Source organism: Pasteurella dagmatis, from assembly GCF_900186835.1.
Classification (GTDB): Bacteria; Pseudomonadota; Gammaproteobacteria; order Enterobacterales; family Pasteurellaceae; genus Pasteurella; species Pasteurella dagmatis.
The window spans coordinates 639937-666429 of record NZ_LT906448.1 but is presented as its reverse complement, the minus strand read 5'-3'; the positions used below and the strand labels follow the sequence as shown (position 1 = coordinate 666429).

The window sequence follows — 26493 nt, the reverse complement described above, 5'->3', positions numbered from 1 at the left end:
TAAGTCGTCAGACCAAAGTGCGGTCAATTTTTAAAATTTTTAGCTACGTAATCCAGTACCACGTTGAATGAGTAAGTAAGCAATAAAATATAAACTTATAATAAAAGTACATAGCACCACAAAAGAGGTGATTAAACTCACATCTGAAATGCCTAAAAAGCCATAACGGAATCCATTAATCATATAAACAATCGGATTGAGTTTTGAAACACCTTGCCAAAATTCAGGCAACAAACTGATAGAGTAAAATACTCCCCCAAGGTAGGTTAATGGCGTTAAAACAAAGGTTGGAATAATACTAATATCATCAAATGATCGTGCAAATATCGCATTGATTAAGCCACCTAATGAAAACGTTGCAGTGGTCAACATTAAAGTGAATATCACAATCCACCAAGAATGGACATCAAAAGAGACAAAAAAGAGCGAAACGATAGTCACTAACGCACCAACGCATAAGCCTCTCGCCATACCGCCAGCAACATAACCTAAAATAATCACGTGTGAAGACGTTGGAGAAATCAGCAATTCCTCTACGTTTTTCGCAAACTTTGTACTATAAAAAGACGATGCCACATTGCCAAATGAGTTTGTAAGTGCGGACATCATAATCAATCCCGGCACAATAAATTGCATATAGGTAAATCCACCCATTTCACCAATACGACTACCAATTAATTGCCCAAAAATCACAAAATAAAGCGTCATTGTAATCACTGGAGGCACTAAGGTTTGCACCCAAATACGAGTAAATCGACGAGTTTCTTTAGTTAAGATCGTTTGAAAAGCAACCCATGCGAGTTTCATTGTACCTCCTGTGTATCATTTTTTTGCTTATTTAATGACATTGAAACAAATAATTCTTCTAAACGATTGGCTTTATTACGCATACTTAGCACTTTGATGCCCTGTTCGCTTAATTGTCTAAATAGGTCATTAAGCCCTTGCTCTCTTTTTACCTCGACTTCCAAACTCGCATCTTGGTTTACTACAACGTGATAACCTTCAATTTGCGGTTTTATTGCACAAGAGGAAATATCTAATATAAAAGTTTCTGTTTCTAATTTAGCTAACAAGGATTTCATTGACATATTAACCACTAATTTACCTTGTTGAATAATTCCAATATTACGGCATAGCATTTCTGCTTCTTCCAAATAATGGGTTGTCAAAATAATAGTAGTACCTTGTTGATTTAATTCACGTAAGAACGTCCACATTGTACGACGTAGCTCAATATCTACTCCTGCTGTTGGCTCGTCTAAAATCAATAATCTAGGATTATGCATTAATGCTCGTGCGATCATCAAACGACGTTTCATCCCACCAGATAAACGAATTGCCTGCTGTGTACGTTTTTCCCAAAGTTCAAGTTTTTTCAACCAAATTTCTGCTCGTTTTAACGCTTCTTGACGAGGAATGCCATAATAACCGGCCTGATTGACCAGAATATCAATGACCCGTTCAAATTGATGAAAATTAAATTCTTGTGGAACTAAACCAATACATTGCTTGAGTTCACGCAAATTACAATCCAAATCATAACCAAATACTTTGACTTGACCACTCGTCTTATTGATTAATGAGCTAATAATGCCAATCGTCGTGGATTTACCTGCCCCATTGTGACCAAGCAAAGCATAAAAATCGCCCTCTTGGACTTCAAGATCAATACCGTGTAATGCTTTTACACCATTTTTATATTCTTTTGTTAATTGTTTAATTTCTAATGCCAACATAAGAAGTTACTTAGTTAAATTCGACTTATATCAAATTGGTTAATATCAATACAATCTGGCGTACTATAAAAAACACATAGCGCCTTACGTAAGGTTTCTGCACGTTTAGGTAAGCCCTTTTTTGCATACACTTTGACTTGTTCATAAACTGCGTTCTTGAACGGCTGTGTATCGCCTGGATTGCCATTTAGATTATCTGCACTTGCAAAATAACGGAAACCGGCTGCGGTGGATAAAATCCATTCAATCGCTTGCGGTTTAACTTCCACTTTTTCAAATAAGCGCTGTTGTTCTTCGGAGCGACCATCTGGCTCATACCAATAACCAAAATCTTCTAATTTACGACGTTCTTTGCCTGCAACTAGCCAATGTGCAATTTCATGTAACCCACTGCTATAAAAACCACGAGCAAAATAAATCACATTATGGGGATTATCTTCATTGGCAGGGACATAAAGTGGTTCATCACCCCCTTTAACTAAAATCGTATTATATTCCTGCTCAAAACATTGGTTAAAAATCTGGATTAAATCCGAAAGTTGATGCTCCATAAAAAACTCCGAACATAAAATTCTCTAAAAAATGACCGCACTTTAAAAAAGAAAAAAGAGGCAAGATCTTGCCTCTTTCTTAGAAAGATTACCAGTTTTATTTAAAACTATCCAATTGTTGTAACGCTTGAATACGTTTTTCAAGTGGTGGGTGGCTCATAAATAACGCCGCCAAACCGCCTCGTTTACCATTAATTGCAAATGCTGCTAGCTGACCATCCATTTCTTGAGGCTCATGTAGGCTTTGTAAACGTTGCAATGCTGCGATCATTTTGTGTTTACCGACTAATTCAGCGGAACCCGCATCTGCACGAAATTCACGGTAACGGGAGAACCACATTGCAATAATACTTGCTAAGAAACCAAACAAGATTTCTAACACAAACGATACCATAAAATAAATGCCTGTGTTACTTTCTTCACCATCACGACCACTTGAAACTACTTTTGCAATTAGGCGAGATACGAAAATTACGAAAGTATTTAATACACCTTGCAATAAGGTCATCGTCACCATGTCACCGTTTTTTATGTGTGCAACTTCGTGAGCAAGCACTGCTTCTGCTTCATCACGGGTCATTGAACGCAATAAACCGGTGCTCACTGCCACCAAAGAATTATTTTTGCTTGGACCTGTAGCAAACGCATTCACATCTTCAGAATGATAAATCGCCACTTCTGGCATAGGTAAATTTGCACGCTCTGCTTGTGAACGAACAGTATTCACTAACCAGCTTTCTACTTCATTGCGTGGTTGTGTGATCACTTCTGCACCCACTGAACGTAACGCCATTGTTTTTGATAAAAACAATGAAATTAAAGAACCCGAAAAACCAAATAAGCCAGCCATAATCAATAGACCAGCGGTATCCTGTGAATGGATCCCCGTTAAACTTAAAATAATGTTAAAGACAACTAAAACTGCCATATTCGTTGCCAAAAAAAGTAAAATTCGCATCATAATTTAAAGCCCTTAATCGTTAGAGTAAATAACTGGTGAAGTATATGGTTACAAAGTTGTTAAATTCAAGAGGATATAACAAAAAATTTACCATAAACTCAATTGCTCCTGCGATACTATTTGTTTCTGATCTGGCAACTGTATTTGCAGACCAATCAAACGCACCTCTCGTCCTTCCGTGCGTTGCCAAATTTGTTGTAACAATCGCATAAAATTTTCTTGACTAAATTGCACCGCACTTTTTTCTAATGTAGTGACTTGAAAATCCGCAAACTTAAGCTTTACCCCAATTTTATAAATATCATTTAAGGATAAGTTTGGACAACTTATCTTCAACCGATATATTAAATCCGTATACAGTTTTGCTAATATAGGAAAAGCCTCATCAATTTGTGCAATATTGTGTGATAACGTAATTTCTACACCAACTGACTTTCGTACACGATGCGGCTGCACATCTCGATCATCAATACCGTGGCTAAATTGCCAAATTCGCTCCCCTATTTTGCCGAATTTATTTAATAATTGAATTTTGTTCATTTGTTGAACATCCATACAAGTATTCAACCCAATAGCAGCTAAACGCTGTGCGGTGACTTTTCCTACACCTGGAATTTTCTTCAAAGGTAATTTTTTAATGAAATCAGTTACTTCCTCTGGCTTGATCACAAATTGTCCATTAGGTTTATTTTGCTCAGAAGCAATCTTAGCTAAAAATTTCAAGGGGGCAACACCTGCTGATGCTGTTAAGTTAAGTTCATCCCAAATCGCTTGACGAATATCCTGTGCAATCCAAGTCGCAGAGCCAAAGCACCGCTGACAAGCAGTGACATCAAGATAAGCCTCATCAAGAGACAATGGTTCAATTATTTCTGTATAACGACGGAAAATCTGATGAATTTGCTGTGAAACGTCTTTATACAATGCCATATTCACAGGCAATAACACGAGATCTGGACAGCGTTTTAACGCTTGATTTGTTGGCATTGCACTATGTAAACCAAATTCTCGCGCTTTATAGTTACAGGTGGCAAGTACACCTCGTTGCGTAGCTAAACCACCCACAGCAACAGGCTTGTCTTTCAGTAATGGATTTTCCCGCATTTCAATAGAAGCATAAAAGCAGTCCATATCAATATGAATAATTTTACGAAATTTCATCTTTATCCTATTCAAAGTGCGGTAAATTTCTACAAGATTGTATGTATTTTATCAAAATAAATATTCTTTAATAAATGAGCAATACTTTAAATTCAACTAAATGAAAAGAATGAATAATTTCATATTATCTAATACAAAATAATATTGTTTAAAAAATACCTATTAAGATGGACTGTCTGGTTACTAGATAGCATTATTCATAGAAAAAGGAACAAGTTTTATATATAAAAGTCTTGTTTGATTACTTTTTGGTCTAAAACTGATCATTTTCATTCACTAGTCAGACCAGATTTGCTCAAAATTAACATAAAATGACCGACTTCTTTACAAAGACTTACAAAATAGAATGAGATGTTAATTAATATGAAATTTTATTTTTTCTATATTACTCACAATATTTGTCATTATCTGAAAGTTAAATATCAACTATTCCATAAAAAAAGTATCTTAATATTTCACTAACGATTTTAATTTACTTTCATATTTATAACGAGGATAAGTAAACTCGCTTAATCTTGTATCAAAAGATTATCCTCTCATACTTCCAATTACTAATGATCATTTATTCATTTTATTTGATCAATAATACAATGTTATTCAATTTATAATTAAAACAATAACCAAAAATATGTATAAATTACCTAATAAATCAAGAACAAAAGGTTGCCTGATTTACCTTTTCTTTAGTATTTTCTTCTGTATTGGCACTTGGGGTTATGTAGAACAAAATGTACCATTTTCTGATGCACTTTATAATAGTATTAAGCTCATTGTTCTCAATGGTGAAGAACACGTACATAATTGGCAATTAGAATTTGCACGTTTCGCTTTACCTTTATTCACAATAATGGCAATTCTTAAATTATTATGGCAAGCTATCGGTGAGCAATACGCTTATTTAACGCTAAAAATCTCTCCGGTAGATACTATTATCTTTGGTAATTCATTACCTGCTGTTGTTATTAGTATTTTAGCACCGCATTTAGGTAAAAGACTCTTTCTAGATATCCATCCAAATAGTATTAATTACCGTGATGAGTTGCCAAATAAAGGGTATAAATTATGGCATTTTCCTGATTTATCTTTTAATCAACTCAAAAACTTATCGCTACAATCTGCAAAAAATATTTATCTTGTTGCCACTCAAGAAGATATTAATATTGCACTTGCAAAATCCATTATTCCTTTATTAAAGGATAAATCACATAAACCTCGTTTATTTATTAGTGTTTGCAATCAATTAATGTTGAAAATGGCAACACAAGAAGAGATTTTCAAAAATTATCGAGCACAAAAAGGTGAAATTACCTGGATAAACTCTATGCATCAATTGGCAAGAACCGTTCTACAACAACGCCCACCTTTACGTGAAAGTTCATTGACTCATTCCGGCGTCTTGCATATCGGATTAATTGGTTTCTCAAACCTCATTCAACAACTTATTCTCACAATTATGCGCAATTGTGCCTATTTGAATATTCAAAAAATTGAGATTAGCCTATTCAGCTCAAATGTTGAAGAGTATGAGGTTTTTTCCAAGAAAACTCAATTTTATGTTCAGAAAACCGTCAGCTCAATATTTTTAATCAGCAGAACTTCCCCATTACAATACAACACTACCCGTGTCATCCAACCAATATTTCACCCAAACTATTATCGGATGTCATCACTGAAAAAGGTGAGTTTTCACATATCTATATACATGATGATTCTGCATATACGACATTAGAATTATCACATAAAACTCGCCAAATAATGACCGCACTTAAAGTGCGTAACCATATTACAAGTTGCCTCTGTTGGCGAGATCTGAAATGTATTGAGGCACTGAATCAAGAAGCGGCTCAAACTCGTACAGCAAAAGAAGATATCCATTACTTTTCAATGATCACCAATAATATGCATTGTTCAGATGAGCATATTTACGATATTTTACCGCTAATTATCCATACTGCATATTTAGCAATGAAAGACACCACATTGCCAGCGATAAAATCGGTCGAATTTGCACCGCGCTTTGCTTCTGCATTTTTAGCGTGTATACCTTTGGCAAAACAACATTGGCAAGAAGAATTACAAGAGGGATTTCGACACTCTAATCGCTGTGCTGCTGATCACCTCTTTATTAAATTACGAGAACTGGGATTTGAGCTAATTTATAGTCCTAACAACTCAAATAAAAATATGTTATTGATCGCAGAGTTACATTGCACAATCCAACAACATCTTGATGCGTTACTGAAATTAGAACATCAACGTTTTTGCCAAGAACGTCTTACTGACGGTTGGATTTATGCAGAAAAAAACGATGAAAAACTCCAATTACATAGTAGTCTTTTACCTTTTGAGCAACTTTCAGTACAAGACAGGCATAAGAATGAAAGTCTGCTCAGACTAATCCCTTTTATTTTGGCACAACCAATGGTACAAAATTATTACAAATTGATTAAGGTAAAAACGCATTGTGAGTGTAGCCAATAGGTGAATTAAGTAAATATTTAAACAAGGATAAGTGATTTATAGAAAAGGAAAACCATAATGAGTCAATTATTTATTAGCCATTCTAGCTTAGATAATGCACAAGCAATCGCTTTACGAGATTGGTTACGTGAGCAAGGCTGGTCCTTATTTTTAGATTTAGATCCTGAAAGTGGTATTCAGGTTGGAGAGGAATGGCGTAAAAAATTGCATTATTCAATTAATGAATGTGAAGCCATTTTATTATTGATTTCAGATAACTGGCTTACATCCTTGCATTGTTTATCTGAATATCAAACGGCTGTCTTTTTAAATAAGCCTATATTTCCATTAATTATTGGTAAAGTAAAAAAGCAAGCAATTCCAAAAGAAATATTAGACAAATGGAATATCGGTAACCTTACTTTAGGCTATCCTCAATTAGATATTTCTGTAACATTGCAAAATGGTAAAAATCAAATTGTATCTTTTAGCCAAGCCGGTTTAAATAGCCTAAAAGGTGGTTTAACTCTTGCAGATTTACATCCAGAATGTTTTCAATGGCCACCACTTTCACGCTATCATAATCCACCAAGTCCTTATAAAGGATTAAAACCCTTAGAACAAGAAGATGCAGGAATTCTATTCGGACGAGATGGTGCAATTAAAGCTTTAATGTCAGAGCTCCATCGTCTACGCAATAGTACAGAAATCAGAGTAATTGCAATTCAAGGGGCATCTGGAGCAGGAAAATCGTCTTTCCTACGAGCAGGTATTTTGCCTCGTTTAGCTCGCTATCCTCAACATTTTATTGTATTGCCCATTATTCGACCTTATGACGCTGTTTTAAGTGGTGAAAAAGGGCTTATTGAATCATTAGTTCAATATAATTATCAATATAAACTAGGGTATACTAAACAACAAATTGTCAACCTGATTAAAAACCTCTATAAAAATGATGATATAACAGAAGTAACATTAAATCCTGAAGCTGTATCCAACTTTAAACTGTTTTTAAAACATATTATTAAAACCAATAATTCTATTGCTTTTTTAAATAATAATAGTAAAAAACTGCAACCAGCCACCTTAATTTTACCTCTGGATCAGGCTGAAGAACTCTTTACTGAAAATAATAAAGAGGCAAATCCATTTTTACTATTGATTGCGGATCTTATTCTCAGTAATGAAATCGATCTTATGGTACTTTCTACTATTAGAACAGATGCTTATTCATTGCTACAAGCAGCAAAAAAATTAGAAGGTATTCATCAATACCCCTTCTCTTTACCTCGTATTGCTAAAGGTGCTTATCAACAGATCATTGAAGGCCCTGCAAAGCTATTGGCTAAAACACAAAAACCATTATGTATAGATCCACAACTTACCGATCAATTACTCAAAGATCTTGAACAAGATGGAGGAAAAGATGCTTTACCTTTATTAGCATTTACCTTAGAGCGTTTATATCTTGATTATGGTTATAATGGTAAATTAGAGCTGAAAGAATATCTGACTTTTCAAGATGACTCGACTCAACAACACTCTGGTTTAGGAGGCTTACAGGGTGCGGTGAATATTGCAATTGATGAGGCACTTCGCAAAGCACAACAAGATCCTCGCATCCCACAGGATCATACTGCTTGTATGCAATTATTACGCCGAGCTTTTATTCCTTATCTGGCAAGTATTGATCTAAAAACTCATAGCCCACATCGAAAAATTGCACATTATCGTGATATACCTGAAGATGCTCGCCCTTTAATTGATTCTCTGGTAGAAAGTCGATTGTTAACAAAAGACTATTGCACTCAACTATCTGAAGAAGAAAAAAATCTCATTGCAAATGGAGAATCATCAGAGCATTTTATTACTATTGAGCTTGCTCATGAAAGTATTTTGCGCCAATGGCATCTATTATCTGATTGGTTAAAAGAAGACATTGCAGATTTATCACTATTAGAGATGCTGCAAGTAGAAACTACTGCTTGGCTCAAATCAAAGAAACATCCTGAGTGGTTACGCTTACGTGGAGGGCGTTTACAAGCGGCAACACAGTTACAACAGGGAAAATTTAAACATTACATTTCCAAAGAACAGCAAAATTATTTGCAGAGTTGCTATCTTCAAGAAGTACAAGAACAAGAAGATGAATTGAATAAAGCTAAAGCGTTAGCTCAAGCTAGAGCAACCGCCTTGAAACACGCAAAAGTTGGCTTAATTTTATCTTCCGCACTACTCAGTTTATCTATATTTGTAGGTCTGTTTGCTTTTGAGAAAAAACAGGAAGCTGAACAACAAACAATCAAATATCAAATGGAACTTGAAAAATCCAAAATACTCTTAAAAGAAATTGGAAGTGCGGTACGTTTTTTAAATTTTGATCTACGTGATGTCTTAGAGCAATATGTACCAATCACTAAACAAACAGCTATCTATGAGCAAATAGAACATTTAAGAGAGAATTTAGAATATTATTCTAATCAAAAAGAATCTCGTCAGGTTGCCACCGCCTATATTAATCAAGGTAATTACGCTTGGAGTTTAGGTGATTTAGAAAAGGCGGGACGTTATTACCAACGTGCATTTAAAGAATTTAAAATTCTTGCGGAACAAGCACCTGAAGATCCAAAAGCGCAACAAGATTTGAGTGTAGCGTATGAAAAATTAGGTAATATAGCAGAAATGCAACAAAATTTCCGACAAGCATTAATGAACTATCAGTCCTCTTTTAATATTCGTCAACAGTTGTCTGAGCGCAATCCTGAAAATCGAATCGCACAACGTAGTTTAAGTATTGCGTATAAAAAACTGGGGGATATTTATTATTTACGCAATCAATCTCAAACAGCATTACATAATTATCGTGCATCTCTTGAAATCGATGAACATTTAGTGAAACTTCAACCAGAAGATGATGGTACTTTACGAGAGTTGAGTATCTCATATCATAATTTAGGGAATTTGATGTATGCAGAACATCAATATTCACAATCGCTCTCATACTATCAAATGGCTTTTGAACTAAGCAAAGAATGGGTAAAACGTGATCCTACAAATCAAAAAGCGATGCAAGATCTTAGTGTCGCTTATGAACGTTTAGGTGATGTTAAATACGCACAAAATGAATACGAAAACGCCCTGTTTTATTATCAAAAAGCTATTGAAATTGATAAAAAACAGGCAGAGCAAGATCCCAATGATCCTAACTTACAACGCAATCTCGGCTTTTCTTATGAAAAAATAGGTAACATTAATCGTCTGCAAAAACATTCAGATCAAGCATTGAAAAACTATCATGCTGCATTAGATATTTTTCAGCAGCTTGCCAACAATCAACCAAGTAATCGACAAGCCCAACGTAGCTTAGGCATTGCTTATGATAAATTAGGTAATATTGCGATAGAGAAAAATGACTTAAAACAAGCGGAAACATACTATAATAAAGCATTTCATATTTTCCAAAAACTGGCAAAGCAATCCTCTAAAAATAGACAAATACAACGCATTTTTAGTATTGCACATAATAAGTTAGGCTTGGTTGAGCAAGGCAAGAAAAATTATGCGAAAGCATTAGAGCATTTTCAAACTAGCTTTTCTATTCGCTATAAGCTATACCTCAAAAATATGAATAACCGAGTAAGCCAACAAGATATGGCAATTTCCTATGAACTTTTAGGTGATGTCGCAAAAATACAACAAAATTATAGCCAAGCCTTATATTATTATCAGCAAGCGCTATATTTTTCAGAAATGCTTTTGAAAGAACAACCTGAAAATACAAGTTTATTTGAAAACACTGCTTATTTACACCAAAAATTAAGTGCAGTTTATCAAGACTTACAAGATAACGAAAATATGTTATTCCACCACGATGAATACCAAAAATTACGTGCTAAGCTGAAATAACGGTATAAGATTAAGCCATAAAAAATAGATAAAAGCACCGCATTCTATTTTACTATCTAAAGTGCGGTGCTTTTTTATCTTATTTTGAATATAAAAAAGTAGAAGGATAATGCCTTCTACTTTTTCATTCACTCATTTATTACCTGATCTCAGTGCATTACCATTGGTAACCAACACCTACACCTCCCGAGTAATGCCCCGCACTATTTGCTGTACCCGTAAGTTTCAATATAACTTTACCGTTATCACTTGCTCGTGAGTAACCTAATGCAACTGCTGCTTCACCACCATAGCCACCGGCGGATGCTGCAACCATTGATTTGCCTGGAATATAAACTTGTGGAAGTGATGCTGCCGCCGCAGAGTTTGCGCCAATACCACGAACACGTTTATCAAGTTTATCTACCCGTTTATTTGTTGTATCAATATTATTGTAAATATCGCCAGCAACTGTTTTCAAATCACCTACATTTACAGCATTGTTTAGAGTATCACCCGCCGCATTGCGAATATGGATTTTATTGCCATTTTTATCCACTAAGCCACTTGCTACATGGGTAATTTGTTTACCACCAGCATTGATACCGCTATCTGCCGAAATTGTCACTCCACCAGCTTTAAAGGTATTGGCTGACACAGAGTTCAGATTAATATCTTTATTCAATTTCACTGTCACACCTTTATCAGTGGTTTCAGTGGTTAAGTTACTATCTCCTGAAATCGTAACGGTATCGCCAAGTTTATAATTAGTTGATTTACCATCATCACCTGCAAAATTAATCCCTTTATCAACTTGAGCTTTAGCATCAACACCTTTAGCGATATCATCTTTCGTAGCTTGAGCAAGATCAACTTTGTAATCTGTGACATTATTAGTATCTTTAGTACCTTTTGTGACAGTCACTTTATCAGAGCCAGCTGAGACACTTGCACCATCCGCATTCACTGTATAAATTGTTTGGCCTTTGTCGCCCGTTCCAGTAGTCACACTAGCAACATTCGTACCTGCTTTAACTTCACTTTTCGCTTTAGCTGCTTCAGTAAATAATTGATCACCATTTACAGCATCTTTGCTTCCTTTACCAATTTCGCCATTAGCAACATTCGTGATTTTCTTATCACCCGCATTAATGCCGCTGTCTTTATTAATAGCAATATCACCAACTTTAACATTATCAAATGATACATCTTTTTTGGTTGCTACAGTGTAAATTTTTTGACCATTATCACCGTCTCTAGGTGTAACTACAATATTTTCACCAGCTTCAACTTCAGTTTTAGCTTTAGCTGCTTCTTTAAATAACTGGCTACCGTTTACAGCGTCCTTACTATTTGCACTGATATCACCATCAGCTACATTAGTGACTTTCTTACTTCCTGCATCAATTCCGGCATCAGTAATATTTACATCACCGACCTTAACACCAGATTCCGTAATATTGACTTTATCGCCAACTTTTAAGCCATCTTTAGTTAGTTTAACTTTATCGCCAACTTTAACGCCCTCATTATTTACTGTAGTGTCTCCCATTTTTACACTACCGGCATCACCTAAATCGAGTTTTTTCGCTAATTCAATCTTAACTTTACCATCTGCAACTTTAGTTGAAATATTCGAGTCAGCGCCCACTACTTCAATCGCTTCACCTAAAGGTTTATTAACAATACCATTATCTTCAGCCTTAAGTGCAAATCCTTTATTAACAAGATCATCCTTCACTTTGTTAAGTTGACTCATATTAACAGCATCTTTACCCTCTTTACCATCAGCAACGTTAGTGATTCTTCCATCGTTAGTGAAGGTAACACCGTCTTGGCCGTCTTTATTTTTAATGACTAATGAAGGATCTCCATTCTTACCATTTGAACCAGAAATTGACATTCCTTGAGTACCATTTGCATCTTTAAAATCGATCTTAGCAGGTTGTCCATCTTTTCCATTCAACACTAAACCAGAGAAAGTTGGACGCTCTTTCATTACTATTTCAAGGCTATCATCTGACTTCCAACGAACACCTAAGTTATTTGAGGAAACTGATGTTGAATCCATTTTAAGAGTTTCTTTATCAACAATACCCCCTAAAATATTCAATCTCGTATTTAACTTACGATTAATTAATTTCTCATCATTACCTGCAAACATTAAACCATCATTAAGTGTTGCAACTTCTTCTTTGTCTCCTGTTGGACTTTTATAAACAATACGAGTCTTTTTATCGCCTCTGTCATTATTCTCTAATCCCTTCTCACCTTCAGCAATTGAAAGTTCAGCAGAGGTATTTGTGCCATCATTACCAGCAGCACCAGTTAAACCGATTGTACCAACACCATCTTTTCCTTTAATAGAAACAGCATCCTTACCATCTTTTCCAACAAGTGCAATAGTATTTTCATTATTTTTACCATCACGACCATCTTTACCGATAACCACTGCACCTTCTGTTGGTTTACCTGTTGCATCTTTAGGACCTACGGTCAACGTATCACCAAGTTTGAAATCAACTTTATGTTTCCCATTATCTTCTGTTTTAGTAATAACTATATTTCCATCTGAATTATTTAACTCAACTGTTTGTTTTGGTTTAACATTACTAGAGTTATTCGCTTTATCTTCATTTACAGATAAATTCCAACCCGCATTTGCAGTTTCTTTAACTTCATAAAGTTGTGAGCCGTTTACTGCATCTTTACTATTTTCAGAAACATCTCCTGCTGCAATATTAGTAATTTTGTTTCCGCCGTTATTTAAACCTTTATCTGTCAAACTAACAGTTTTATCTAGCACATTATTACCATTAGGCGTAATAGTTAAACCATTACTATCAATTTTAGCTGTGGCTGTTGGATTCCCATTAGTATTTTTATTAAAAGTAATACTCTCTAGATCAGTTAGTGCTTTTGCTAATCCGACTGTAATAGTACCATCATTGATGTTGGTCATAATATTTTTACCCGCATCAAATTTATTCCAGTCTGTATTCTTCACATCACCTTTAACATCAATCTGGCTATTTAACTTAGCATTACGTACTGTACCTGTATTCGCACCAAATTTTAGGCCGTCATTTAATGTTGCAACGAACTCCGGAGTCTTACTACCATTAGGCGTGTAACTTAAACGAGGGTTTTGCTCATTGGCGTTTTTACCTTCTAAATCAGCAGGTCCTTTTTTCATGGTTAGAGAAGCACTTGCTCCATCAGCTCCATCAATACCAATTGTGCCATCTTTATTTAAAGAAACGGCATCTTTACCATCATCTTTCTTAACTGTAATTTTTCCTGCTGTACCATCCAGTTTGATAGAATCTTTATCATTGGAACCTTTAACTGTTACTGAACCAGGATCTTTCGCATTACCCACAGTGATGTCTTTATTTAAACCGATTTGTAATGCTTTTGAACTATCATCATTAGTCACAACTTTAGTTACAACACTACCGTCACCTTTAATTTGAGCTGTTTCCCCAAGTTTGTGTTTAAACTCCTTACCATCCTGATCTTTTAGACCGAAACCATTGTCAGTTAGATTGGTTAATGCAGACTTTAAGTCTCCAATATTGGCGGCATTATTCAATACATCACCAGTAGCATCTTTTAATTCACTCTTAGAGCCATCAGCTTTAGTTAAGCCACTTGCAATATTAGTAATTGTGTTTCCACCATTATTTAAACCTTTATCTGTCAAACTGACTGTTTTATCTGGCACATTATTACCAGTAGGCGTAATAGTTAAACCATTACTGTCAATTTTAGTTGTAGCTGTTGGTGTTCCACCGTTTTTATCCTTGTTAAAAGTAACACTTTCTAAATCAGTCAATGCTTTTGCCAATCCTACAGTAATAGTCCCACCATTGATGCTAGTCATAATATTTTTACCCGCATCAAATTTCGCCCATTCTGTATTTGTTTCTGCACCTTTAACATCAATTTGGCTATTTAATTTAGCATTACGTACTGGCCCTGTATTCGCACCAAATTTTAGGCCGTCATTTAATGTTGCAACAAATTCAGGGGTCGTACTGCCATTTGGTGTATAACTGATGCGTGTTGTTTCTTTTGTACCGACTGTGCCATCAATATGAGAATCCCCTTTTGCAAAAGTTAAAGTACCATTTACACCATCTTTGCCAGTTAAACCAATAGAACCATCATTACCATTTAGAGATACTCGATCACCACCGTTAGCATCTTTTAGTTTAATTGTTCCATCTTGGCCATTTAATGCGATAGCATCTTTGTCATTATTACCTTTAATTGTGACAGAACCAGGATTTGTGGCATCACCCACAGTAATTTTATTATTCAAGCTGATTTCAAGTGATTTTTCTGCAGTATTAACTTTCGTTACAATACTTTCATCACCTTTAACTTTAATAGACTTACCTAAATCCTCTTTAACTTCATCACCATTTTGATCTGATAAACCGAAGCCACCTAAAGTGCCTGCTTTAGTAAGATCATTAACAGCGTTTTTCAAATCACTAATATTTGCAGCATTTTTTAGGTCCTCATCACCATCTTGTAAGGTAGATAATGTTTTACCATTACTTAAACCACTGCTTACATTTTTGATTTGATTACCACCATTATTTAACCCTGTATCTGTTAAACTCACAGTTTTATTGGTGTCATTACCATTTGTGATAGTTAAACCATCTTTATTAAGAACTGATTTATCAGTATCTTTACCAAATGTTGCCTCTTTTAATTCCTGTAATGACGTTGCCATTTTCAAAATCAAACTACCATTGTCATTATCGACACGGAGGTTCTTATCTGTCACTTCAGCAGTCTCTGACAAATTACCTTTAATCGTGACTGTGTCATTTAAATGTTTAACAAGTGCACCGCCTTTATCACCAATAAATTTCAAACCATCTTTTAAAGTTGCTACTTCTTCTGGTTGTCCATTCACAGGAGTGTACACAATTCTAGCTTTATGGCTACCATCTGCCCCATCAACATCAGGATGGCCTTGTTTTACAGTAATATTCGCATCAGCCCCATTTACACCTTTATTTGATACAGAAATTGAGCCATTTCCCCCATTCAATATTACTGAAGAACCATTTTTACCTTCTGCTGTGACATTACCATCAACGCCTTGCTGACCATTTTCACCTTTTTTGCCTGCTTTTAATGTATCAACACTTAGATTTTTTGATGTGGCAATAGTAATATTTTTATCATTATTAGTAATATTAATGTTATCTCCATTAATAAACTCTACAGTATTGTCATGACCGACTTTAACAGAAGTTCCACCATTAACTTTTAAATTCCAACCACTTTGGCCAACAGTGTTATTAATGGCATTTTTGAGATCTTCAACATTTACAGCATTTTTTAATGTATTGCCTTGAGCATCATTTAAATTCACACCATTCAAACCACTTTTCACATTAGTAATTTGATTGTCGCCATTATCTAACCCTGAATCAGTTAATTTAACAGGTGATTTACCCTGAACAGTTGGGGTGATTGTCAATCCATGACCAGTTAATTCACTTTTTACTGTTGGATTTACTCCATTGCTAAAGGTTGCACTTACCAAATCTTTTAAGTTTTTAGATAAAGCAATAGTAATTAAATGATTGTCAGTATCGACTTTGGTCATCAAGTTAGTGCCTGAGTCAAACGCATCCCAATTTTGATTAGTAGATGCCCCTTTAATCTCAATTTTCGTATTTAATTTAGCCTTATGATCAACTCCAGTATTTGCACCAAAAATTAAACCATCACTTGTTGTTGCAACATACTCTGTTTTACTGCCATTTGTGTAGCTAATACGAGGAGTAGTATTGTTAGTTTGGCTATCTAAAGTATTAGGACCATTTCCAACAGTAATATTTGCACTGACACCATTTTTTCCTTTTAATCCAATCGTACCGTCTTTTCCGTTTAACGTAATGCCATCTTGACCATTTTCACCTTTAATTGTTATTTGACCAGGTTCAGCATTATTTCCTATAGATACTGTGCTATTTAAACCAAATTCTAGTGCTTTCTTACCGTCATTTGTATTAACCACTTTTGCACTTATACCATCTTTTGCTTGTACTTTGATGGTTGTGCCTAAATCTTGCTTAACAGCATTATTATCAGAGTCAATAAATCCAAAACCACCATCAGCTGTGGATTTAGTGATATTATCAATCGCATTTTTTAAATCGCCGATATTTGCTGCATTCGTCAGATCACCATCATTCACTTGTAAAGTAGATAATGTTTTCCCTTTTCCTAAACCACTCGCGACATTAGTAATTTGGTTATTTCCATTATTTAAGCCACTCTCTGTTAAACTCACATTTTTATTAGGTGCAGTAGCATGAATAGTAATTCCATCCTTGTTAATAAATGTTTTATCTGCACCTGAACCAAAAGTAGTTGAAGTTAATTCATTAAGCTCTTTTGATAACTTAATTTCTAATTTTCCATTGTTAGAATTAACACCAATATTTCTGTCACTAAGTTTTGAATTCTCTGCGCCCCCAACAATCTCTAACTGTTGGTTTAATTTTTTATTAATAACAGTTGTGTCATCACCTTTAAATTTTAAGCCGTCATTTAAAGTTGCAACGGTTTCCTCATTATTATTTCCATTAGTATAAGTAATGCGATTTTTATGAATGCTATTAGTATCTTCAACACCGCCAGCACCACTGCCTACTTTAATTTTTGTGTTTGGAGTGCCCGGTGTTCCAGTTAAACTAATTGAACCATCAGAACCATTGAGTACAACAGATGAGCCATTTTTGCCTTGAACAGTTAATGCGCCGTCATGATTATCATTGCCATTTCCGGCTTTACCTAAAGTAATATTGTGGTTTAAGGCAAAAGTGACATTACCATCATCTTTCGTTTTAGTGATGTGAATGTTGCCATCGTTATTATTTAAACTCACTGTTGCATTAGGCTTGATTACACTTTTTGTATTATCTTGATTATTCGTAAATAATACCCAACCGGCATTTGCAACTTTACTTACTGCATCTAATTGAGAAAAATTAACCGCATCACCTGAATTTGTACCGTTAGCAATATTTTCAATTTTATGCCCACCATTATTTAAACCAGTATCAGTTAAACTAACATTCTTCGTTGGATCTGCATTAATAATTCTAATTCCATCTTTATCAATATTCGTTTTATCATTGCCACTACCAACTTCAATACTTGTCAGATTAGTAAGTGATTTAGCTAATTTAATTTCTAATTTAGTTTTATCTGTACTCGTTCTAACTGCAATATTGTTATCAGATACAGGGCCTTGGGCTCCACCAACGATGTCTAATGTTTGATTTAACTGTTTGGCAATAGGTGATTTGTCATCACCTTGGAATTTCAATCCATCATGCAGGGTTGCTACCTCTTCGACATTGTCATTATTACCATTCGTATAAGTAATACGAGTCTTATTTCCCGTATTATTTACATCAGGTTGACCTTTCGTAACTTTTATCGTTGTTTGAGGTTTTAAACCGTTTGCACCAGCAGTTCCTGTTAATCCAATAGAGCCATCTTTACCATTTAAAACAACTGATGAGCCATCCTTACCAGTGACAGTTAATGAACCATCTTTTCCTGTTTGATCTGCACCATTTTTACCTAAAGTTAAAGTTGTGTTTAAAGCAAAAGTTACATTATTGTCATTCTTAGTTTTAGTAATTTGAATATTCCCATCATCATTATTTAAACTGACAGTAGCATTTGGAGTCACTTTGCTTTCAGAATCAGGTTCTTTATTGACTTGTAATTTCCAACCAGAATTCGCTGTTGCGTTAACAGCATCTAATTGAGACATATTAACTGCGTCATTTGGTGATGTTCCATTAGCAAGGTTTTGTATTTTATTCCCACCATTATCTAAACCATTGTCATTTAATTTGACTGGCGATTTACCATTATTAGTAATTGTAATTCCATCTTTATCAATAACAGTTTTGTCGCTATTATCGCCAAATGTAGCATTGGTAAATTTTGGTGTTAAAGAAGTAGAAACTTTTATTGAATTATTCTCTACAGAAATCTCAATATTTTGTCCTTGTGTAAAATTAGCTATTCTATCATTCGGATTAACATCTTTAATTTTAGTGCCATTTGCTTGTAATTCCCAGCCGGCTGCAATATCTGCTGTATTTTTATCAACTTTGGGTTTCAAAGTATCAATTTCAGCTTTATTACTTTCTACTTGAGGTTTTAAATCAGCAATATCTTGCTTATTTGTTTCCACTTGAGGTTTTAAAGCATCAATTTCATTTTTATTATTTGTAACCTGTGGTTTTAAAGCGTCAATTTCATTTTTATTATTTGTAACTTGTGGTTTTAACGCTGTAATTTCCTTTTCTGTATTTTGAACTCTAGGCTCCAATGCATTTATTCTATTTGTATTACTCTCTACTTTAGGTTCAAGGGCAGCAATTTTATTTTTATTCGCCTGAACTTGTGGATTATTAGTAATAAATGTATTTAAGCTCTCTGAATTTACGCCAACAGTAATTGCTTTTTGATTAGTATCTGCCCCTACGGTAATAATATTCGTGGCATCGTTTGGATTAGAAATAACTTTAACAGAACCACCATTGCTAATTTTAAATGAATTAGCTTGAGTAGCTCCTCCTGTAACAGTAATTAAATTATTAGTGACATCATTAATGACATTTTTAATATTATCTGAAAGATCAATTTTTACTTTTCTATCAGTAATAGTTGTAGTCACATAATTACTACCCCCGACAATATCAAAATGTTTATTTGTTTTATCGATAGAAATGCTTGAAGCTGTTGAACCTACTCCAACAGTAAAGTTCTGCACCGCACTTTTTGCCAGAACTAAAGAATCTTTAACTTCTTTTGCTAAACTAAAAGTAACACTTCCATTTGTAGCTGCCGTTACAATTTCATTAGCAGTACCTTTAAAAGCAGTTTGAGTAGATAATTTATTCTTACCTGTACCTGAATCACCCTTATAGTTAAACTCAACATTATCAACATATTTTTTATTTACTGCATCAGTAGCTTCTGTAGGATCTCCAACATTCATAATACGGTTATTACCCATATTGATATTACTGCTAGGATCAACGGTAAAATTTTTAACTTTTGTGTCACCAGTTGCAGTTAAGTTCTTAACTGTTGTATCTCCAGTCACATTTAAAGTTTCGGCATCTACTTTTTTGAAAGTCACATTGTCTTTAGTCGCAACGGTAATATTTTTATCAGCTTGAGTGATTTTGATATTTTTTCCAGCAGTAACTGTAACTGTGTCACCTAATTTTACTTTTGCAGGATTATTATTACCGCTAACCTCACCACCGGCTGCAGCAGTAGTAATATTCCAGCCTTTATTTACCTCAGTAATTACTGCGTGTAATTGGCTTCCATTAATCGCATCCGTTGAAGTAGAAGAAATACGCCCTGCTCCTACATTAGTGATAGTTCTCTCTTTATTAGTATCACCAATACTGACTGTGCCAATCGGATTATTACCAGCAAACTGGTGGTTGACTCCATTAATTTGGGAATTAGCCGTTGCTACGGCATTATCAGTTTTAGAGTTTGCCCCTAGAGCAACACTATTTTCATGAGTAGCTTGTGCTCCAAAACCTAATGCGGTTGAATTTGCTTGAGATGCCTTCGCTGTTGTACCAATTGCTGTTGTATTCGATTGAGTTGCATTGGTCTCTGAACCAATTGCCACTGCATTATTTTGTGTTGCATTAGTATTAAAACCAATAGCAATTGCTTTTGTAACTGTTGCCTTTGCATTTGTACCAAATGCCATTGCATTTTGTTGAGTAGCTTGAGCATTCGCACCAAATGCCATTGCATTTTGTTTTAAAGCATTTGCTTTTGAGCCAAATGCCATGGCACTACTATTCGTTGCATTTGCTAGGGCACCGAACGCTATTGCATTTTGTTCTGATGCATTTGCTTGTGCACCAAACGCCATTGAATTCTCTTTTAATGCTTTAGCTTCTTCACCAAATGCTATTGCTTTAGCCTCTTTAGCTTTTGCATTTACACCAAACGCCATAGCACCTTTGGCTTTTTTGTTTACATCGGCTTCTCTAACCATGTCCTCAAGATATGTATCTCTTTTTTCAATAAATTCTCCTGTTTCAGCCCCCGATCCTATAGCAAAAGAATTTTCCCCATTTGTTCGTGCTGCAGACCCCATTGCAATAGAGTTATTGCCATTAGTTTGTGTGCGATTTAAGCCATCATATTTAGTCTTTTTTGAATTACTCGCACTAGCTGAAGTTGTAGGGGATACTGAACCAATCGCAATAGATTGATCACCAAAAGCTGTTGCTGAAGCGCCTAATGCAAAACTCGCTGTGCCATTTGCCCAAGACACTGAACCTATTGCTGTAGAATAATCACCTATTGCGGCAGACTGACGCATCATCGATAAAGCATTAAATCCATCAGCTCTTGAAGCAGTTCCTAGTGCTATCGAACCTACATTCCCGGCAAGAGAAAAACTACCTAAAGCCATAGATAGTCCACCTGTAGCTTTACTATAATCACCAATAGCAATACCATTAGATCGTCTATCGGCACGAGAAGCTATTGCCGATGAATATTTACCAATAGCAATACCTGATGATGTTCTAGGGCTATAATTATTACCACCAATAGATATATCTTTATTATCATACGATTTATTGCCTGGGTTTTTATAATCCAATGGATAGGTTCCACCGTCAACAGCTGGGTTTTGTGGTCTTGCATCCGCACTAGCAAAACCTATACGACCATTTTCTACACTATCGATAGCAATATATGCCTGACTAGGCAAAGAAATAGCGAGTAATAACCCCAACAAATTTAATTTGAATACTTTAGAAAGCTTAGAAGTAGATGAGTTACTTGAAGATGAAGATTTAACATAACCTCTTGCAAGTTCAGAGACGACAACAAAAGTGTTTAAAGAATGATTCCAAATCACTTTATAGACTTTATTCATATAAGATTCCTTTTATGTTTGAGCATTGGTACGTTAAGTAATATGAGAAAGAGATAACATACCAATAATTCGAATACGCTTATCTAGAGAGGCTAATTGAAGCATTGTGTAAAAAAATTACGTTAACTAATTCCTTAAAAAATGAAAGATGAGCAAAACTCAGCAAAACACACAAACTTAATTAGGTTAATTTTCTATAAAAAATTTATTCCCCCCAAGGTTAATTTTCAAACAATTTTACACTTTTTTACATTAAAAATCCAGTATTCACAAGCATCTATTCTACTTAATCCATTAAAAATAGATGTTTCAATGTAAATAAAAAAACAACATTTACAACTCTTTTCATTCAAATGAAGTAAGACATATGGAACTAGATTAAGGATAGTCTAACGTCTATCCAATAAAAATAATCAATATAAAAACAATTGGTTATATATCTTTACTTTATAAAACATTATTTACTTTTATTAAAAATAATGTGTTTACCTCTACTTCTCTTAAACCATCTATAACAAAAGAATTGATCTGATATCACTAGTTTGCTTTCACTAAAACTAGTTACCCTATAGCTCCCTAAAATCTTCTTATTTTAGAAAATGTAATGGATTTTTCTAACCAACATTGTCTTATTTTAAAATTCCCTATTTTTTGATTTTTTCATTATTTGCTTGATAGTTTTTTATACTCAATTTTTCGTTTATTTTTGGTAATAAAATGTTATCGTTCCCAAAAATACAAAATATAGCTCTAATAAAAAAGATAATAATAGATTATTAAACCATTAAATAACTATAAAAAACACCATCTTTAGAATTTTAATCTATTGACTGACATTTAAATTTTATTAAAATCTGAAACCTAACATTTATTTAACAAACAAGAAATAACGAAAAAAGGTCGTAAATTATGACAACATCATCTCAAAGTCGTGAAACGTTCTCTGGACGTCGAGCATTTATTTTTGCTGCTATTGGTTCAGCTGTTGGGTTGGGAAATATTTGGCGTTTTCCTTATGTGACTTATGACAATGGGGGCGGGGCATTTATTATCCCTTATTTAATTGCGTTATTAACCGCAGGTATTCCCCTATTATTTTTAGATTATGCAATCGGGCATAAATTTCGAGCTTCGCCACCACTTGCATTTCGTCGCTTAAATCGCCACTTTGAAACCTTTGGCTGGTGGCAAGTAATGATTAACGTAATTATTGGTATTTATTATGCGGTAATTATTGGTTGGGCTGCCTCCTATACTTATTTTTCTCTAAGCAGCACTTGGGGTAATGATCCTGCAAGTTTCTTCTTTAAAGATTATTTGCAAATGGCTGAAGGTGTAACTATCAATTTTGACTTTGTTGCGAGTATTACTGGACCATTAATCGGCGTTTGGGCATTTATTTTGGTGATCTTAGCCTTAGGGGTACAAAAAGGGATTGGTAAATCAGCCAGCTTCTTTATGCCACTTTTAACTGTAATGTTTGCTATTTTAGTTATCACTTCACTCTTTTTACCCGGTGCAAACAAAGGCTTAAATGCATTATTTACTCCAGATTGGTCTAAATTATTAGAACCAACTGTGTGGGTAGCTGCATACGGACAAATTTTCTTTTCTCTATCAATTTGTTTCGGGATTATGATTACTTATTCTTCTTATCTTAAAAAACAAAGTGACTTAACAGGCTCCGGATTAGTAGTTGGCTTTGCAAATAGTAGTTTTGAATTATTAGCAGGTATAGGCGTATTCGCTGCACTTGGTTTTATGGCTACAGCGGGAGGTAAAGAAGTAAGTGAAGTCGCCGCATCAGGAATTGGTTTAGCATTTATTGCATTCCCTGCGATCATTGACCAAGCACCATTTGGCAGCGTGATTGGTGTATTATTCTTTGGTTCATTATTGTTTGCGGGTATTACATCATTAATGTCAATTCTTGAAGTGATTGTATCTGCAGTACAAGATAAGTTGAGAATGCGCCGTTCAATTTCAACTACTATTGTTTGTGTGCCAATGGCGATTGTCTCTATCTTATTATTTGGCACTACAACAGGCTTACCTGTGTTAGATGTATTAGATAAATTTGTAAACAGTTTTGGTATCGTTGCAGTAGGATTGATGGTGATTTATGCAGTATTAATTAATGAATCCTTATCTGGCTTAGCAGCACATATTAACGAAACTTCATCATTTAAAGTGGGGGTAATCTGGCGTGTGTTAATTGGTACTGTCACTTCAACTGTTTTAGTTTATATGTTATTCACTGAAATCAACAAAGTTGTAAACGAAGGTTATGGTGGTTACCCTGCTTGGTTTATTAATAGCTTTGGTTGGGGAATGGCAATTGGTTTAGGTGTAATCGCATTCTTACTTTCACGCTTACCTTGGAAACATATTAACGACTCAAGAGGAGATAAATAATGAGTAATAGCGCAATTATTATGATGGTAGTCGCATTAACAATCATTTGGGGAGGGTTAATCCTCTCTGTATTAAGACTACCAAAAGAATAAAAAATCGACCGCACTTTTATCAGCACCGTTATTATGGTGCTGATTTTTTATCGCACAATTCTATCTTTACATTACTGACAATTTTATTGTTATTTTTTAATATCAAAGAGTTAAATCAGAACAATAGATAAACAAATGAGAAATATTGTCATTTCTCTAGCTTATAATTTTAGACTTCGGTAGAATAGCCAACATCTATTAATTTTACCTAAAGCGCGGTTTATTTTTTAGCATAATCAACTTATGGAGAGCATACTATGGCTTATACTACTTTCTCACAAAATAAAAATGATCAATTAAAAGAACCTATGTTCTTTGGTCAAAATGTGAACGTAGCCCGTTATGACCAACAGAAATATGAGACATTTGAAAAACTCATTGAAAAGCAATTGTCATTTTTCTGGCGTCCTGAAGAAGTCGATGTATCGCAAGATCGCATTGACTACCAAGCATTACCAGAACACGAAAAACATATTTTTATCAGTAACTTAAAATATCAAACGTTATTAGACTCAATTCAAGGTCGTAGCCCAAACGTAGCATTATTGCCTTTAGTATCCATTCCTGAATTAGAAACTTGGATCGAAACTTGGACATTCTCTGAAACTATCCACTCAAGATCATATACACACATTATTCGTAATATCGTAAACGATCCTTCTGTCGTTTTTGATGATATTGTCACAAACGAAGAAATTATCAAACGCGCAAAAGATATTTCGTGCTATTACGATGATTTAATTCGTGATACACAGCTTTACACCCTTTATGGTGAAGGCACTTACAATGTAGATGGGCAAGAGTGCACAGTAACTTTACGTAACTTAAAACGCCAGCTTTATCTTTGCTTAATGAGTGTAAATGCACTTGAAGCTATTCGTTTCTATGTGTCATTTGCTTGCTCTTTTGCTTTTGCAGAACGAAAATTAATGGAAGGTAATGCGAAAATCATTAAATTTATCGCACGTGATGAAGCGTTACATTTAACCGGTACACAACACATTCTTAACATTATGGCATCAGGTCAAGATGATCCGGAAATGGCAGAAATTGTGGAAGAATGCAAACAAGAAGCTTATGACTTATTCGTTGCAGCAGCGGAACAAGAAAAAGAATGGGCATCTTATCTATTCAAAGATGGCTCAATGATTGGCTTAAATCGTGATATTCTAGTCCAATATGTGGAATATATCACCAATATTCGTATGCAAGCTGTTGGCTTACCATTGCCTTTCCAAGCGCGTTCAAACCCAATTCCTTGGATCAATGCATGGTTAGTATCAGATAACGTACAAGTTGCGCCACAAGAAGTTGAAGTGAGTTCATACCTTGTTGGACAAATTGACTCTAAAGTAGATACAAAAGATTTCGGTGATTTTGATCTCTAAAATTTGCTAAAAATGGACCGCACTTTTATCTGAAATTAAAGTGCGGTCTTTGTTTATGTAGATATTATAATATGAAACAAGTTTACGTCATTCACGGGTATATCGAAAATAAAAAATCTTTCTTAGAGTTATTTAATCAAGTCCTTTGTAATTGCTGCGTTGGATGATCACATTATTCCACATCAATATAGCGATATTTTAGCAAAGGATTTACAAGCGGATTATATTCGTTTACAACAAGGTGGCCATTTTCTGGCCCATGAAGGTTGGCTCGAATTTCCTTTAGTATTAGAAAAAATAAAAAGTTACTTTAAACACGAATGAAGATTCATTTAATTCATAGTCAAATTACATTAGAACATAACAATAAAACATCATTACTTTCTCACTTAGAAAACAATGGCATTTTTCACGAGTATCAATGTCGTTCAGGCTATTGCGGTTCTTGCCGTGTAAGAATAAGAAAAGGCAAGGTATCCTATAAAGAGCTCCCTCTTGCCTTTGTTCAGCCTAACGAGATTCTACTCTGTTGCTGTCACGTTGAAGAAGATTTAGAAATTGAGATGTAACTATCTTTTCAACTTCCCACTAGCTGTTTTAGGACCTAAAAATCACTCTATTATTTTCAAAAAATACAAATAATTACTATGTTGTTAAACAGACAATATGATAGTTCCTATTAGTCAGTGAGCTTACTACTTGTGCAACTAGTAAACCAATTATATAGTGGAGCTGTAATCACCTGACAAGGTACTATAGATGTAACCTTATTCTGCTATAGATCAATACATAATTGCATCCCTGAAAAAATTTGATGAATTTTTTGTGGATATAATGCCTGAATGCCA

Annotated in this window: 14 protein-coding genes; 8 read left to right on the top strand and 6 right to left on the bottom strand. The window is 34.6% G+C overall.

Annotation, left to right across the window (positions count from 1 at the left end; translation table 11 throughout):
* Positions 1 to 39: 39 nt before the first annotated feature.
* The 5 genes from CKV78_RS03115 to dinB all read right to left on the bottom strand — a co-directional run bounded on the left by CKV78_RS03115 (position 40) and on the right by dinB (position 4412).
* Complete coding sequence (locus CKV78_RS03115; RefSeq protein ID WP_005762020.1) at positions 40 to 807, bottom strand: ABC transporter permease; 768 nt, start codon at positions 805 to 807, stop codon at positions 40 to 42.
* Positions 804 to 1739 carry an ABC transporter ATP-binding protein gene (locus tag CKV78_RS03110; protein ID WP_005762019.1) on the bottom strand — a complete coding sequence of 312 codons (936 nt, stop codon included), beginning with the start codon at positions 1737 to 1739 and terminating at the stop codon, positions 804 to 806. The genes CKV78_RS03115 and CKV78_RS03110 overlap by 4 nt, the downstream gene beginning before the upstream one ends.
* Positions 1740 to 1753: 14 nt before the next feature.
* Positions 1754 to 2290 (bottom strand): elongation factor P hydroxylase, encoded by a 537-nt coding sequence (locus CKV78_RS03105; protein WP_005762018.1) that lies wholly within the window; start codon positions 2288 to 2290, stop codon positions 1754 to 1756.
* A gap of 97 nt (positions 2291 to 2387) precedes the next feature.
* Positions 2388 to 3251 carry a protease HtpX gene (htpX, locus tag CKV78_RS03100; RefSeq protein ID WP_005762017.1) on the bottom strand — a complete coding sequence of 288 codons (864 nt, stop codon included), beginning with the start codon at positions 3249 to 3251 and terminating at the stop codon, positions 2388 to 2390.
* A gap of 87 nt (positions 3252 to 3338) precedes the next feature.
* Entirely contained in the window at positions 3339 to 4412 is a 1074-nt protein-coding gene (gene dinB / locus CKV78_RS03095; RefSeq protein WP_005762016.1) for a DNA polymerase IV, read from the bottom strand.
* 628 nt (positions 4413 to 5040) lie between these two features.
* Between dinB and CKV78_RS03090 the strand changes: the two genes are divergently transcribed.
* The 3 genes from CKV78_RS03090 to CKV78_RS03080 are packed head-to-tail and all read left to right on the top strand — an operon-like array spanning position 5041 to position 10778.
* The gene (locus CKV78_RS03090; protein ID WP_005762015.1) at positions 5041 to 6141 is read left to right on the top strand and encodes a hypothetical protein; all 1101 of its coding nucleotides are present in this window, start codon (positions 5041 to 5043) and stop codon (positions 6139 to 6141) included.
* 26 nt (positions 6142 to 6167) lie between these two features.
* Positions 6168 to 6893, top strand: coding sequence for a RyR domain-containing protein (locus CKV78_RS03085; RefSeq protein WP_005762014.1), 726 nt, complete (start codon positions 6168 to 6170; stop codon positions 6891 to 6893).
* Between the two features lie 57 nt (positions 6894 to 6950).
* A complete protein-coding gene (locus CKV78_RS03080) occupies positions 6951 to 10778 on the top strand; it encodes an nSTAND1 domain-containing NTPase (RefSeq protein WP_005762013.1) in 3828 nt (1275 codons plus the stop codon).
* A gap of 157 nt (positions 10779 to 10935) precedes the next feature.
* Here the strand turns inward: CKV78_RS03080 and CKV78_RS03075 are convergent, their stop codons facing one another.
* Positions 10936 to 21750: a YadA-like family protein gene (locus CKV78_RS03075; protein ID WP_005762010.1), complete on the bottom strand. Its 10815-nt coding sequence runs from the start codon at positions 21748 to 21750 to the stop codon at positions 10936 to 10938.
* Positions 21751 to 22659: 909 nt separating this feature from the next.
* On the opposite strand from CKV78_RS03075, the gene CKV78_RS03070 reads away from it, so the two are divergent.
* The 5 genes from CKV78_RS03070 (at position 22660) to yfaE (ending at position 26214) form a co-directional block, all read left to right on the top strand.
* Positions 22660 to 24165 carry a sodium-dependent transporter gene (locus CKV78_RS03070; RefSeq protein ID WP_005762008.1) on the top strand — a complete coding sequence of 502 codons (1506 nt, stop codon included), beginning with the start codon at positions 22660 to 22662 and terminating at the stop codon, positions 24163 to 24165.
* The gene (locus CKV78_RS03065; protein ID WP_032855115.1) at positions 24165 to 24257 is read left to right on the top strand and encodes a methionine/alanine import family NSS transporter small subunit; all 93 of its coding nucleotides are present in this window, start codon (positions 24165 to 24167) and stop codon (positions 24255 to 24257) included. Before CKV78_RS03070 ends, CKV78_RS03065 begins: the two co-directional genes overlap by 1 nt.
* A 257-nt stretch (positions 24258 to 24514) precedes the next feature.
* On the top strand, positions 24515 to 25645 hold the full coding sequence (gene nrdB / locus CKV78_RS03060; protein WP_005762007.1) for a class Ia ribonucleoside-diphosphate reductase subunit beta: 1131 nt from the start codon (positions 24515 to 24517) through the stop codon (positions 25643 to 25645).
* Between the two features lie 135 nt (positions 25646 to 25780).
* Positions 25781 to 25969: an alpha/beta hydrolase gene (locus CKV78_RS03055; RefSeq protein ID WP_081442230.1), complete on the top strand. Its 189-nt coding sequence runs from the start codon at positions 25781 to 25783 to the stop codon at positions 25967 to 25969.
* On the top strand, positions 25966 to 26214 hold the full coding sequence (gene yfaE / locus CKV78_RS03050; RefSeq protein ID WP_081442229.1) for a class I ribonucleotide reductase maintenance protein YfaE: 249 nt from the start codon (positions 25966 to 25968) through the stop codon (positions 26212 to 26214). The genes CKV78_RS03055 and yfaE overlap by 4 nt, the downstream gene beginning before the upstream one ends.
* Positions 26215 to 26493: the final 279 nt, after the last annotated feature.